Source organism: Nostoc sp. GT001, assembly GCF_030382115.1.
In the GTDB taxonomy this organism is placed as follows: Bacteria; Cyanobacteriota; Cyanobacteriia; order Cyanobacteriales; family Nostocaceae; genus Nostoc.
In genome coordinates, this window is record NZ_JAUDRJ010000003.1 from 3,748,746 (window position 1) to 3,762,504 (window position 13,759).

The window sequence follows — 13,759 nt, forward strand, 5'->3', positions numbered from 1 at the left end:
TTTATGTTTGTATCTATGCTATCGTGACCAACCTTTGCATAGAAATGCGCTCACACTCCTTATTCCTCATCCCGATATAACTCTTGCAAGTCCTGTAACTGAGTCTTTCGGGAAATCCGGCGATATTTTTTACTTTCTAGCTTGGGTTCGTATTGACTCTGCCCTTTGCCTTTGCTTTTGCTTTTTAACTTCATGGTAGATTCTGGATCGGCTTGTTGGTGCAGCTGAGTTTGATGAGCGATCGCAGCATCCAAAAATTCTAAATAATGTTCATATCGTTCCCACTCTCCCCGCACCACACACTCAGGCTCATCTCGATGCAGACAATCACTAAAGCGACAGCTAGCAACTGCTAACCGCTTTCTGGCTTCTGGGAAATAATGGATTAATTCTTCTGGTACACAATCCATGTCCGGCTGATTAAAACCGGGAGTGTCTGCCAGTAAACCACCGCTAGGCAACTCAAATAATTCTATATGGCGAGTGGTATGACGACCACGAGCCAGTTTACCAGAAACTTCTCCGACTCGCAGCTTTGCAGAGTCAATCAGCGTATTAATCAAGCTGGATTTACCAACGCCGGAAGGCCCAGCAATGACGGTAATTTTATTGCTCAGGTATTTGGCTGCTTGGTCAGTATTGATACCATCTTTAACGCTGATAAATATTGGTTCATAACCCCAACCAAGTAAGCGATCGCTAACTTGTTGTTGTTCCTGCGATGAAATTAAATCACTTTTATTCAAACATAAAAGCACATCCAAACCAGTAGACTCAGCCTTAATTAGAAACCGACTTAGTTGATAAGGTTCCAAAGGTGGATCGGCAACGGCAAATACCAAGAGAATTTGGTTCACATTGGCGATCGCGGGACGATCTAATTCGCTTTGACGGGGTAAGACATCAGCGATCGCTCCCCGCCCCCCAGCCCAATCTGGCTCTTCTACCACAACGCGATCGCCTACCATCACCTGTTGTCCAATTTTTTTCAGACGTGTTCTTCGGGTACAAAGCAGCAGAGGAGGCGAGGGCAAAGAGGCATTTAAATCCAGTTTCTCCTCTGCTCCCCGCTCACTGAGCTTGTCCTGAGCGTAGCCGAAGGGCATAGCCGTTGGCGTTCGCGTTCGCGTCTCTGAAAGAGAAGCCTCTCGTAGAGAAGTGCCGCTCCTCTGCTCCCCTGCCTCTTGATCCAGCTGTACTCGGTAAAAATTAGCCTGTACAGCCACCACCGTACCCAATAACTGTCCAGTTGCGTCACAAATTTCCCCTGTCATTGGCTAGCAACTGGACGGCGCACTAACAGAGAAAAATAACCAGTACAGTCTGTAATTTGTTCCACCTGATAACCTGCCATTGTCAAACTATCAGGAACCTGCTCAATCGGCTCACCAGGGTCTAACCAGACTTCTAGCAAACCTCCCAATGGCATTTTCTCCAGACGTAGTTTTGTCCGCACGAAATTAATCGGGCAAGGGGTGCCGCGTAAATCAAGTTGAGCATCGGGAGTTAAAACAGAAGAGGGCATCATCACTTAAATAAATTTCCCAAGAATCCTTCTAGACCGCCTTTACCAGTGCGATCGCCCTTAATTTTAGCTAGCTTCTCCAGCAGTTCCCTCTCCTCTGGGGTGATTTTATTGGGAATATCAATTAATACGTTCAGCATATGATCCCCGCGACTTACGGGATTACCCAAACGAGGTACGCCGCGATTTTCCAACTTCATTACTGTATTTGGCTGAGTTCCAGGTGGAATGATTAGTTCTACCGGCCCATCTACTGTATCTACCTCTAACCGACAACCTAAAATCGCTTGCAGGTAGCTAACTTTGATTTCCGAGAGAATATTAATCCCATCCCGTTGGAATTCCTCATCCTCATTCACGAACAAGTAAACGTATAAATCCCCAGGAGGGCCACTACGTTGACCAGCATCTCCTTCACTAGAAATCCGCAAACGTGTGCCATTATCCACCCCAGCCGGAATGGTAATTTTGAGTTTCTTTGTAACTTGATTTGCGCCCTTACCATCACACGCGTCACACTTATCTTCAATTACCATCCCTGTTCCATTACAGGTGGGACAAGTTGAGACTTGGGTGAAACTGCCAAAGGGTGTTCTAGTCACACGCCGTACTTGAGCCGAACCGCCACAAGTCGAACAAGTCCGAGGGCGGGTTCCAGGTTTAGCACCAGAACCGCTACAAACTTCACAATTTTCTAGATGGGAAATGCGAATTTCTTTTTCGCCGCCAAATATCGCTTCCCGAAAGTCTAACTTCAGGTCTAGCCGCAGGTCATCACCCCTCGCAGGTCCACTGCGGCGTCTTTGTTGGGTGGGATTACCCATACCGCCAGCAAAGCCACTAAAAATGCTTTCAAAGATATCGGCAAAACCACCCATATCGCCGACATCTTGAAAGCCCGCGCCAGCAGCACCCGATACACCCTCTGGGCCAAAGCGATCGTAACGAGCGCGGGTTTCGGGTTCTGAGAGTACCTCATAAGCGCGGTTAATTTCTTTAAAGCGATCCTCCGCCCCCGGTTCTTTGTTCACATCTGGGTGATACTTCCGGGCTAGACGGCGATAGGCTTGTTTGATTTCTTCTTTGTCAGTGTCACGAGAGACACCCAGGATTTCATAATAGTCGCGGGCCATATAGCAAAGGTAAAAGTTAGAAGGAAGAAAGCAGAAGTCAGTAGAACGTCATTCACGGTCACTTGCTACCCTATGGATAAGTATTTTGCTTACAGATATGCAAGAGCAACACATTATCCTGTTAGAGGGTGGCTTGCCGGAAGGCAGGCAGAAGATAAAATTAATTTTTGTTAATAATTGATTTTACCCTTTACCTTTTACAAAAATCACCGACAAATCTTGAGCAACAGATGCTTTCCTCGTGGGAGACGACAAAAGCTATAGAAGTTAGGAACAGGGGAAGCCTCTGCTCAGACTTCTCACTGCCGAGTCGGCTGTCTCTTTTACAATTGTGCTACGTAGGAGAGGAAAACCTCGCCCATCAACCAGAGGGGCTAGCCGCACCATTAGGTGTGGAAAACCACCCTTATGCAATGGAAGTGGCTCTGAACTTGCACATTGCCTAGCCCAAAGTAATTTGCTTCTACAATCTAGCAAACCGCTGGGGTCTTGTGAAACTTCGCTAAANTATTTAGATATATTAAAATGTCTTAATAAAAATTTTCAATTTAGGGAGTGGGAGCAGGGAAGCATGGGAGCAAGGAGAAGTTGCAGTAAGTTTTTCCCCTCTGCCCCTCTGCCTCTTATACCCAATACCCACTTGCCCTGAGCGAAGCCGTACCCCTCCAGGGAAGCAAGCTACGCGTAGCGTCTCGCAGAGAAGGGATGCCCAACCCCTAATCTATCGCCTCATAATCAGCCTGAGCGGTACTTTCTTCGTCAAAATCAAAATTGAATTGTGGTATTAGCGTCCCATTCATTGGTGAGTCTACTTCTGGGGTAAAGTGACCAGATGAACCCCCCTCAATCTCATCAGTTTGGCTGTTAGCTCGATTGTAAACATCAGCACCAATTGCAAACAAGGTTTGTTGGAAGTCGTCTAAGCGCTGCTTAAATTCCACTGTGGAAATGCTGGAGTCAATCATTGCTGCTTGGAGTTGTTCAACTTTTTCACTAGCCAAGGTTTTCATCTGGTCGCCGATAAAGTTGCTATTATCCTTGATGGTGGATTCATAACTGAACAACAAATTATCTGCTTGGTTTTTGAGTTCAACCAGTTCTTTACGTCTTCTATCTTCTTCGGCAAACAGTTCGGCCTCTTGACGCATCCGTTCGACTTCGTTGCTACTCAAACCACCTGTATTGGTAATCCTGATACTCTGTTCTCTACCTGTACCTTTATCTTGAGCAGAAACCTTCAGAATGCCGTTGACATCGATTTCAAAGGATACTTCAATTTGCGGTACGCCACGGGGAGATGGGGGAATTCCTGCTAGCAAAAACTTGCCGAGACTTTTGTTATCTCGTGACATCGCTCGTTCACCTTGGAGGATGTGAATTTCCACTGAGGTTTGTCCATCAACTGCGGTGGAAAAAACTTGTGACCGACTCGTAGGAATTGTGGTGTTGCGTTCAATGATTTTGGTGAACACTTCACCTAAAGTTTCAATTCCCAAGGACAGAGGGGTCACATCCAATAGTAAAAGATTATCGACTTCGCCACCCAATACACCTGCTTGAATAGCAGCTCCCAATGCTACAGCTTCGTCAGGGTTAATGGAGCGATCGGGAGCTTTGCCGTTGAAAAACTTAATTAGGGCGTTTTGGACTGCGGGAATACGGGTAGAACCACCTACCAAAATAATCCGATCTATGGCTTCTGGTTTGAGATCCGCATCTTTGAGCGATTGGATTAGTGGTTCGATGGTCGCTTCAATTAATTTCGCGGCGAGTTCTTCAAATTTCGAGCGGCTGAGTTCCATCTCCAGATGCTTTGGCCCGGTGTCATCCGCTGTGATAAATGGCAAGTTGATGGAGGTACTCACCATACTGGAGAGTTCAATTTTTGCCTTTTCCGCAGCTTCCCGCAAGCGTTGCAGTGCCATTTTGTCTTTGGAAAGGTCGATTTTCTCTTGTTCTTGGAAACGTTCCATCATCCAAAGGACGATCGCATTATCAAAGTCGTCTCCACCCAAGTGGTTGTTACCACAAGTCGCCTTCACTTCAAAAACGCCATCCCCAAGTTGCAGGATCGATACGTCAAAAGTACCGCCTCCCAAGTCAAATACTAAAATTAGCTGCTCTTGGTCTTGCTTTTCCAATCCGAAAGCTAAAGCCGCAGCTGTTGGTTCATTAATGATTCGTAGGACTTCTAAACCTGCAATTGTGCCAGCATCTTTAGTTGCTTGTCTTTGGGCATCTGTGAAATATGCTGGTACGGTGATCACTGCTTGAGTAACCTCCTCACCCAAAAAGTTTTCCGCATCCTGCTTCAGCTTTTGCAGGATCATCGCGGATAATTCTTGTGGCGTGTAATTTTTTGAGCGAATTTGGACATCAACGGTCTCGTCTCGACCTTTGATACAGTTGTAGGGGACGCGATCGCGTTCTATTTCAGTATCTTCCCAACGCCGCCCGATGAATCGTTTAATACTGTAAATTGTGTTTTCAGCATTGGTTACGGCTTGGCGCTTTGCCAATTGACCAACCAAGCGATCGCCACTCTTCCCAAATCCCACAATACTTGGAGTTGTTCGTCCACCTTCAGAATTGGAGATCACAAGTGGTTGACCACCCTCCAAAACTGCGACGCAACTGTTAGTAGTGCCTAAGTCGATCCCAATAACTTTTCCCATATTTGCCAGTATTTTTACTGAATATTTCTGCTGTAATATGTCGCGGACTAACTTTTTTGCTAAGAACAAAGGCTAGCGGATAACGTCTGTGCAACCCCTATTGCTGATAGCAATCATGAAGTTGAAACACAGAGAGTTATCCAAAGCCTTGTCCAAGTTTGAGGTACGCGATGCTCGTCCTTGCTATAACCCAGGCACTTGAGGTCAGCGAGACGAGCGACTACAGCTTAACTGCTGGCTGAACTCGACTGATCTTCTGGTGCAAAAGGTGTATCTTCCTTGGGAGCAGCTACTTTGACCATTGCATGGCGTAGCACGCGATCGCCCAAGTAATATCCGCGCACTAACTCTTCTAACACTGTTCCTTCAGGATGTTCATCCGTAGGTTCCCGCATTACTGCTTCGTGCAGGTTAGGATCGAATTCTTGACCTTCGGGACGCATTGGTGATACACCCAAGCGCTTCAGGCTATCTACTAATTGTTTGTAAACGCCTTGGTAACTTTTGTGCATTGTCATTTCGCCATCAGATTGCGGTTTGAGGTGCGATCGCGCCCGCTCAAAATTATCGACTACTGGTAGCAATTCCAAAATCGTATTCCGCTTCACCTGTAACTCTAGGTCTTCTTTTTCTTTGCTAGTGCGTTTCCGGTAATTCTCAAAATCAGCGGCAATCCGCATATATTGAGTACTACGCTCTTCTAGTTGCGTTTTGACGGACTCGATTTGTTGAGTCAGTTCTGCCAAAGCTGCTGTTTCCACTCCAGTTTTTTCAGTTGCAGCGACGCTATTTTCTGAATTGACAGCAGTATCGCCTGATATATTTGTTTGGGCTGCCACTTGCTCTGTCACCTCGCTGCCAGATTCATTGAAATTAGTTTGGGCTGGGAAGTCACTCTTCATTACTTGCTTTACCTCTGTTGGTTCACCCAATTGCTGGCTTGTATTGTTTATCTGTTTATTTTCATCGATCATTGTCTATTCATTCCAGATGCTATTTATGGCAGTGTATCTCTACAGCTTGCAACCGTCGTCATCCACGACTTGCAACTGAGGCTGATTTTATTGCCGACAAGTTCTTGGAAGTGATATAACCGTCCTCTTATTGTGACAAATGGTGAACACGTTAGCCCAGACACCACTAAGGCGGGAACCCGAACGAGTAATTTGCAATAATAGCGCTGAATGTGACTCGCCCTTCATCTTATTTGAAAATATTTTGAATTTTGAATTTTGAATTCGGAGCAAAGCGACGTGACTCAGGACTTTTTTGGCAAATGAGAATTCTGTCTCACAGTAGGGGAATACTTTAAGCAGAGGTTCCCCCTACTCATTCGCTCATTTATGAACTCGTCACCACAACGGCGCAGTACCGCTCTAACTACCAGAACAGAGTTTTCGCCCTTCGGCAACAAGCTAGTACAATCTGGCTATGTCAATACCGAACAGATGAGGCAGGCATTAATTGAAAGCCGCAAATCTGGCAGACCCTTAACGGAAGTATTAGAGTCAATTACTGGGCAACAACTATCGCCTGAGTTACTCAGGCAATACAAAAAACAGCAACTATTTGAACTGAAAATACTATACGGAGTTGAATTCCTCGATCCAGAAGTCAATTCTGTTGGCAACACGATGATGGGGAACCTAATTGAAACCCTCATCCCAGTGGATATCTGCCGTCGCCATCGTTTAGTACCACTGTCGAAACACGAAGACCAAACCCCGCCCTCAGTTTTAGTGGCGATGGTCGCTCCAGATAATCTAGAAGCTTCCGATGACCTGAACCGCATATTGCGCCCCCAAGGTTTGGCCTTGCAGCGCATGGTGATTACCCAGGAAGATTACCAGCAGCTAATCAACCAATATTTGGATGAAATGGCTGTTAAGCAAAAGCATCTGGAACAAGAAAAGTTTACAGATATTAATCAGGATCTAGAAAACCTCGGAAATCTCGATCTTTCGGATGCTCCTGAAGAAATGGAGGCTGATTTAGGGGCAGCGATGAAGGGTGCGGAGGATGCCCCAGTTATCAACCTAGTCAACAGAATCCTGGCTAAAGCCTTGCATGAGGGCGTTTCTGATATTCATATAGAACCGCAAGAAGAAAACTTACGCATTCGCTTTCGGAAGGATGGCGTACTGAAGGAAGCTTTCGATCCCCTACCGAAAAAAATTATCCCGGCGGTGACAGCCCGATTTAAAATCATCTCCAATCTAGACATTGCTGAACGCCGTCTACCCCAAGATGGACGTATCCGCCGTATGTTTGAGGGACGTAAGGTGGATTTCCGGGTGAATACCTTACCCAGTCGCTACGGGGAAAAGGTGGTACTGCGGATTTTGGATAACTCCTCCACCCAACTGGGATTAGATAAGTTAATTACCGATCCAGAGACTTTACATATTGTCCAGGATATGGTTAGCCGTCCCTTTGGGCTAATTTTGGTAACTGGGCCAACTGGTTCTGGAAAAACAACCTCGCTGTATTCTGCACTCTCAGAAAAGAACGATCCCGGAATTAATATCAGTACTGTAGAAGACCCAATTGAGTACAGTCTTCCAGGGATTACTCAAGTACAAGTGATTCGGGAAAAAGGATTAGATTTTGCTACCGCTTTACGGGCTTTCTTGCGGCAAGATCCAGATGTGCTACTAGTGGGTGAAACGCGGGATAAGGAAACGGCAAAAACAGCGATTGAAGCTGCCTTGACTGGTCACTTAGTATTAACTACCTTACATACCAATGATGCCCCAGGAGCGATCGCTCGTTTGGGAGAAATGGGAATTGAGCCTTTCATGGTTTCTAGTTCCCTGATTGGCGTTTTAGCTCAACGTTTGGTGCGGCGTGTATGTTCTGAATGTCGTATTCCCTACACTCCCACAACCGAGGAATTGGGTCGTTATGGTCTATCAGCTTCCTCTGATGTGGGAGTCACCTTCTATAAAGCTAACACCTTGACATTAGATGCGATCGCAGATGCCAAAGCCAAAAATCACCTTTGCCCAAAATGTAATGGCAACGGCTACAAAGGGCGTTGTGGTGTTTATGAAGTCATGCGAGTCACCGAAAATCTGCAAACTCTGATCAACGAAGATGCACCCACAGAACGCATCAAGGAAGTGGCGATAGAAGAGGGCATGAAAACCTTGCTGGCTTACAGTTTGGACTTAGTGCGTGAAGGTTCCACCACTCTAGAAGAAGTAGAACGAGTGACGTTTACTGATACTGGCTTGGAAGCAGAGTTAAAAGCCAAACGCAAGACTGGTCTTACTTGTCGGAGTTGCGACGCCACATTGAAACAAGAATGGCTGGATTGTCCTTACTGTATGACACCTCGGTTTTAAGACTAGTCATTGGTCATTGGTCATTAGTCATTAGTCATTAGTCATTAGTCATTAGTCATTGGTCATTGGTGAATGCTTAATAACTTTAAACAAATGACAAATGACAACGGACAAATGACAAATAAAAAACATTCATAAGGAAGCAGAACTATGGAAATGATGATTGAAGACTTGATGGAGCAGTTGATTGAATTGGGTGGCTCGGATATGCACTTATCCGCAGGTTTACCTCCCTACTTCCGTATCAGTGGCAAACTTACCCCTATAGGTGAGCATGTATTGACAGCCGATCAATGTCAAAGGCTGATTTTTAGTATGCTCAACAACACCCAGCGTAAAACCTTAGAGCAGAACTGGGAGTTGGATTGTTCTTATGGTGTTAAGGGTTTGGCTCGCTTTCGGGTCAATGTTTATAAAGAGCGTGGTTCTTATGCTGCTTGTTTACGGGCATTAAGTTCTAAGATTCCTAACTTTGAAAAGTTAGGTTTGCCAGATATCGTGCGGGAAATGACAGATAAGCCCAGAGGGCTAATTCTGGTGACAGGCCCTACAGGTTCCGGCAAGACAACGACCCTAGCGGCAATGATTGACTTGATTAACCGCACCAAGGCAGAGCATATTTTGACGGTGGAAGACCCAATTGAATTTGTCTACGAACCAATTAAAAGTTTGGTTCACCAACGGCAACTAGGTGAAGATACTAAGAGCTTTGCTAATGCTTTGAAAGCAGCTTTGCGGGAAGATCCAGATATTGTTCTGGTAGGGGAAATGCGCGATTTAGAAACAATTTCCTTGGCGATTTCCGCAGCAGAAACAGGACACTTAGTATTTGGTACGCTACACACCAGTTCCGCTGCACAAACGGTTGACCGGATTATTGACGTTTTCCCCCATGAAAGACAAACCCAGGTGCGGGTGCAACTGTCTAACTCGTTAGTGGCGGTATTTAGTCAAACTTTGGTGTCTAAGAAAAGCCCTAAACCTGGTGAGTATGGTCGGGTAATGGCTCAAGAAATTCTGATTGTCACTCCTGCTATTTCCAACTTGATTCGAGAAGGCAAAACATCTCAAATTTACTCAGCGATTCAAACTGGCGGCAAATTGGGAATGCAAACTCTGGAGAAGGTTTTAGCTGATTTTTACAAAGCAGGAACGATTTCTTTTGAGGCGGCAATGTCTAAGACTTCTAAGCCTGATGAAATTCAACGTCTCATCGGTACTTCTGTACCACCACAGGCAGCAGGTGCTAAACCCGGTGCAGCTGCCAAAGCACATTAAAAGAATGGGGGATAGGGGAGATGAAGAATATTTCATCCCCTTGAGTATTTTGAATTTTGAATTTTGAATTTATTTATGCCAAACTTCGTTGCCCGTGTTCGGGATTCGCAAGGAAAATCTCGAACAGAAAAAATTGTTGCTGAATCCTTGGTACAAGCTCGGACTAATCTCAGAGATCAAGGTTTTGTAATCCAAGAACTCAAGCAATCTCAAGGATTTCAGCCAGATGTTGCCTTCAAAAATTTCCAGAATTCCTTGGTTAAGGTTTCTGTGAAAGACAAAGCCGTTTTTTCGCGTCAATTTGCCGTTTTGATGAATGCGGGAGTTGCGATCGTTAGAAGTCTGGGGGTGCTTTCCGAACAGTGTAGTAATACTAAATTGAAACAAGCTCTTGTGGAGATTAGTACTGATGTTCAAAGCGGAATGAATCTTTCCGAGGCAATGCGGAAGCATCCTGACTGTTTTGATGGATTATACGTAAGTATGATTCAAGCTGGCGAAGTTGGTGGTGTTCTAGACGAAGTATTAAATCGTTTAGCTAAGTTGTTAGAAGATGTTGCCCGTTTACAAAACCAAATTAAATCAGCACTGTCTTATCCAACGGTCGTAGGTTTTATCGCAGTTGCTATCTTTCTCGGTATGACTATTTTTCTTATTCCAATTTTCGCCACAATTTTTACACAACTTGGAATCACATTACCACCTCTAACGCAATTCTTGATGGATGCGAGTAAATTTCTGAGAAGTCCGGGTGCTATCGTCCTTCTTGCTGCTCTTATAGGACTGAAATTTGCCTTTACACAATACGGTAAAACTCCTGTTGGTCGCATCACAATCGATCGTTTTTCCCTCAAGATGCCATTGTTTGGTGACTTAATTCAAAAATCTTCAGTTGCCCGCTTTAGCCGGACTTTTGGTTCTTTGACTCGTTCAGGTGTACCAATTTTAACTTGCTTAGAAATTGTCCGAGATACATCAGGAAACCAAGTGATTGCTAATGCCATAGATGCAGCCCGTATGGAGATTCAACAAGGAGGCATGATTAGCATTGCTTTACAAAAAGATGCCGTTTTTCCGGCTATGGCAATTCAGATGATTAGCATCGGAGAAGAAACTGGAGAATTAGATGCAATGTTGATGAAAGTTGCCGATTTCTATGAAGATGAAGTCGAACAAGCAGTAAAAGCAATGACCAGTATTTTGGAACCTGTGATGATTGTAGTTCTAGGGGGAATGGTGGGAACCATTTTGCTAGCGATGTATCTGCCGATGTTTGCGGTATTTGAAAAGCTGGGATAAAGGACTAATAGTTAAGAGTTAGAAGTTATGAGTTAGTAATTAAAAATTTTATTCCTAACTTTTAGCTTCTAACTGATTAATTTTATTCTTAACTCCTAACTCCTAACTCCTCACTATTTAAAAAACTATGACTGTGCAAAAATCTCAGTACGAAGCAAGTTTGGCAGAGTACAGCAATCATCTAGCTGCGATCGCCTTACTAAAGCAATATCGGCCATACTTGGAGATGATTCCCAGTCTGCGCCGTCCAGATGAAAGTGTCATCACTATACCCTTGCCAATTGTTCGGCTTCGCAATCCTGCTACAACAGCCCCACAAACGATTTGCTTACCCTGTGATGTGGCAATTTTGATGTGCGATCCAGAGTGGAAAATCAAAACTGGAGCAGAAATTTTAGTCTTTATTCATCGCGCTCACGAAGACTTTTCTGATTTGTTAGGACGTTGGCGACAAACCCAAGTTTATCTAGACAACGATTATGAGTGGTTGATGCCTCTCCGTCACAGTCATATTTTGAGTGAGGGAGCTAATACTGTATATCCTCTGTTTATCGTTTTTAGTGAGACTTTAGAACGCATCCAAAGAGGTCTTGTGGGAGCCGAACTCCCATTTATTATACAAACACCAGATTTGCTGGTTGAGGAGAATCTCACAGATATTTTCTCTTCACAAACTCCACCAGCTTAGGTACTTACAGCAGAATTCAGAATTCAAAAGTAAAATACGCTTTATACCTGGGTAACAGACGAATCGTTGTGTACCTAACTAGTTTCAAATCTGCTGTATAGTCAAAAAAACATCCCACCCTGCGGGACGCTCCGCGAACGTAAGAATGCAAAGACTTGCATCTCTATAAATGTACTAAGCGTGAAACTACATATTTTTACCCCCGGCTACGCCGTTCCCCTTTTGCTAAACTAGAGGGGTTTTATTATGCGCATCTTCATACAAAATTGTTATAAGTAGCCACGCAACAGACTTTCACCTCTAACAAACTACAAATTAGCTCGTTACACATCCGTGAAAGGGCCAGTTCTACAAAAATTTATTGTTACTTTTTGAAGAGTAATGAGGATTTGGCAAAGATTCAGTAATCTTACTGTTGCCAATAAAGAATTGTCATAAAATTAGAGACATTTAAAAGCAGATATTTTATACTAATGAATCGTTTTCCTCAAAAAACAACGAATTCTCAAGAGAGTATTTCACAACAAACTCAGTTGAGTCAGATGTGTGGTTCCAAACGGCTATTTCGCGATCGCTATGAAATACTGCAAATTTTAGGTAGAGGTGGTTTTGGTATAACATTTTTAGCCAAAAATGCCGTATTACCTGGGAAGCCACTGTGTGTTATTAAACAGCTTTGTCCAAAAGTGACTAGTCCCCAAAGTTGGCAAAGGGCGTGTATGCGCTTTGAAAAAGAAGCAAGAACTTTGGGGCAACTCGGTAGTCATTCACAAATTCCCATGTTATTAGACTACTTTCAAGCAAATGGGGAGTTCTTTTTAATTCAAGAATATGTGCCGGGTTTGACTTTGGCGCGAGAAGTGCGGCAAACTGGACTCAAAAGTGAAGCCTCAGTTAAGCAGTTCTTACAGGAATTATTACCTGTATTACAGTATCTTCATAAACATCATGTGATTCATCGGGATATTAAGCCTCAAAATTTATTGCGGTGTGAATATGATGGGCGCATAGTGCTGATTGATTTTGGTGCGGTGAAAGAGAAATTAGTTGACGCTTGTGAAAACTCAATTAATCAAGCTGCAAATACCAACTTTATCGGTACTAGGGGATTTGCACCACCAGAACAGTTTTCTCTACGTCCAGTTTATGCCAGTGATATTTATGCACTGGGTGTAACTTGTATTTATATGTTGACTGCTAAAAGTCCTTTAGAATTGGACTACGACCCAAATACTGGTGAAATATCTTGGCAAAAACAGGTAAATATCAGCAAAAGTTTCGCCCAGATTTTAGGAAAAATGGTGAAAATCACCTTAGAGGATCGGTTTAAGACTGCCGATGATGTGATGAAAGCTTTAAGTAGTGAAAGTTATTTGCCTACTTTGGCTAACTGTCTAACTACCCAAAAATTAAATAATAAAAGTATTACACAACACGAAATTACACAAAATAAAATTACACAACATGAAATTACACAACACGAAAATTATGATGTATACATGCCACCTGTAGCCAGAACTGCTAGTGCCATTCGGAAATGGAGAGCAAGATTCAAGGAAACAAGATAACATACAGCAGAATTCAGAATTCAGAATGGGCTACGCCCCGCTGCGCTAACAGGAGTAAAACACGCTTTATACCTGGGTAACAGACTTAGCTTGTGTACCTCACTTTCCTTGAAATCTGTTGTAAGTTGCAGCCTTTTTAGCTGAAGTATCAAATGAATAATTAATTATGGGCAATTTAAAATAGCCAAAACAAATTTAGTAAGCATTTTAACTATATTTTATAGTCAGTAATGATTCATTAATCAG

Annotated in this window: 11 protein-coding genes; 6 read left to right on the plus strand and 5 right to left on the minus strand. The window is 43.8% G+C overall.

The window, feature by feature from the left end; genetic code table 11:
- Window positions 1-59 precede the first annotated feature (59 nt).
- The 3 genes from rsgA to dnaJ are packed head-to-tail and all read right to left on the minus strand — an operon-like array spanning window position 60 to window position 2,658.
- On the minus strand, window positions 60-1,274 hold the full coding sequence (rsgA, locus tag QUD05_RS19040; protein WP_289797439.1) for a small ribosomal subunit biogenesis GTPase RsgA: 1,215 nt from the start codon (window positions 1,272-1,274) through the stop codon (window positions 60-62).
- Window positions 1,271-1,528, minus strand: coding sequence for a sulfurtransferase TusA family protein (locus QUD05_RS19045; protein ID WP_289797440.1), 258 nt, complete (start codon window positions 1,526-1,528; stop codon window positions 1,271-1,273). Before QUD05_RS19045 ends, rsgA begins: the two co-directional genes overlap by 4 nt.
- Complete coding sequence (dnaJ, locus tag QUD05_RS19050; RefSeq protein WP_289797441.1) at window positions 1,528-2,658, minus strand: molecular chaperone DnaJ; 1,131 nt, start codon at window positions 2,656-2,658, stop codon at window positions 1,528-1,530. The genes QUD05_RS19045 and dnaJ overlap by 1 nt, the downstream gene beginning before the upstream one ends.
- A gap of 167 nt (window positions 2,659-2,825) precedes the next feature.
- Here dnaJ and QUD05_RS19055 point away from each other — a divergent pair, with 167 nt between their 5' ends.
- Window positions 2,826-3,104 carry a hypothetical protein gene (locus tag QUD05_RS19055; RefSeq protein ID WP_289797442.1) on the plus strand — a complete coding sequence of 93 codons (279 nt, stop codon included), beginning with the start codon at window positions 2,826-2,828 and terminating at the stop codon, window positions 3,102-3,104.
- A gap of 270 nt (window positions 3,105-3,374) precedes the next feature.
- Here the strand turns inward: QUD05_RS19055 and dnaK are convergent, their stop codons facing one another.
- On the minus strand, window positions 3,375-5,333 hold the full coding sequence (dnaK, locus tag QUD05_RS19060; protein WP_289797443.1) for a molecular chaperone DnaK: 1,959 nt from the start codon (window positions 5,331-5,333) through the stop codon (window positions 3,375-3,377).
- 227 nt (window positions 5,334-5,560) lie between these two features.
- The gene (gene grpE, locus QUD05_RS19065) at window positions 5,561-6,307 is read right to left on the minus strand and encodes a nucleotide exchange factor GrpE (RefSeq protein WP_289797444.1); all 747 of its coding nucleotides are present in this window, start codon (window positions 6,305-6,307) and stop codon (window positions 5,561-5,563) included.
- Window positions 6,308-6,676: 369 nt separating this feature from the next.
- On the opposite strand from grpE, the gene QUD05_RS19070 reads away from it, so the two are divergent.
- From QUD05_RS19070 to QUD05_RS19090, 5 genes are all read left to right on the plus strand, one after another.
- Complete coding sequence (locus QUD05_RS19070) at window positions 6,677-8,680, plus strand: GspE/PulE family protein (RefSeq protein ID WP_289797445.1); 2,004 nt, start codon at window positions 6,677-6,679, stop codon at window positions 8,678-8,680.
- A 150-nt stretch (window positions 8,681-8,830) separates the two neighbouring features.
- A complete protein-coding gene (locus QUD05_RS19075; RefSeq protein ID WP_289797446.1) occupies window positions 8,831-9,958 on the plus strand; it encodes a type IV pilus twitching motility protein PilT in 1,128 nt (375 codons plus the stop codon).
- 75 nt (window positions 9,959-10,033) lie between these two features.
- Window positions 10,034-11,257, plus strand: a complete 1,224-nt coding sequence (locus tag QUD05_RS19080) for a type II secretion system F family protein (RefSeq protein WP_289797447.1) — start codon at window positions 10,034-10,036, stop codon at window positions 11,255-11,257.
- 127 nt (window positions 11,258-11,384) lie between these two features.
- On the plus strand, window positions 11,385-11,945 hold the full coding sequence (locus QUD05_RS19085; RefSeq protein ID WP_289797448.1) for a hypothetical protein: 561 nt from the start codon (window positions 11,385-11,387) through the stop codon (window positions 11,943-11,945).
- Between the two features lie 473 nt (window positions 11,946-12,418).
- Window positions 12,419-13,513, plus strand: coding sequence for a serine/threonine-protein kinase (locus tag QUD05_RS19090; protein ID WP_289797449.1), 1,095 nt, complete (start codon window positions 12,419-12,421; stop codon window positions 13,511-13,513).
- Window positions 13,514-13,759 lie beyond the last annotated feature (246 nt).

Bases quoted from the DNA above. Each gene is read 5' to 3' on its own strand.
- rsgA (WP_289797439.1), bottom strand. From the start codon at position 1,274: ATGACAGGGGAAATTTGTGACGCAACTGGACAGTTATTGGGTACGGTG.
- QUD05_RS19045 (WP_289797440.1), bottom strand. From the start codon at position 1,528: ATGATGCCCTCTTCTGTTTTAACTCCCGATGCTCAACTTGATTTACGC.
- dnaJ (WP_289797441.1), bottom strand. From the start codon at position 2,658: ATGGCCCGCGACTATTATGAAATCCTGGGTGTCTCTCGTGACACTGAC.
- dnaK (WP_289797443.1), bottom strand. From the start codon at position 5,333: ATGGGAAAAGTTATTGGGATCGACTTAGGCACTACTAACAGTTGCGTC.
- grpE (WP_289797444.1), bottom strand. From the start codon at position 6,307: ATGATCGATGAAAATAAACAGATAAACAATACAAGCCAGCAATTGGGT.
- QUD05_RS19070 (WP_289797445.1), top strand. From the start codon at position 6,677: ATGAACTCGTCACCACAACGGCGCAGTACCGCTCTAACTACCAGAACA.
- QUD05_RS19075 (WP_289797446.1), top strand. From the start codon at position 8,831: ATGGAAATGATGATTGAAGACTTGATGGAGCAGTTGATTGAATTGGGT.
- QUD05_RS19080 (WP_289797447.1), top strand. From the start codon at position 10,034: ATGCCAAACTTCGTTGCCCGTGTTCGGGATTCGCAAGGAAAATCTCGA.
- QUD05_RS19085 (WP_289797448.1), top strand. From the start codon at position 11,385: ATGACTGTGCAAAAATCTCAGTACGAAGCAAGTTTGGCAGAGTACAGC.
- QUD05_RS19090 (WP_289797449.1), top strand. From the start codon at position 12,419: ATGAATCGTTTTCCTCAAAAAACAACGAATTCTCAAGAGAGTATTTCA.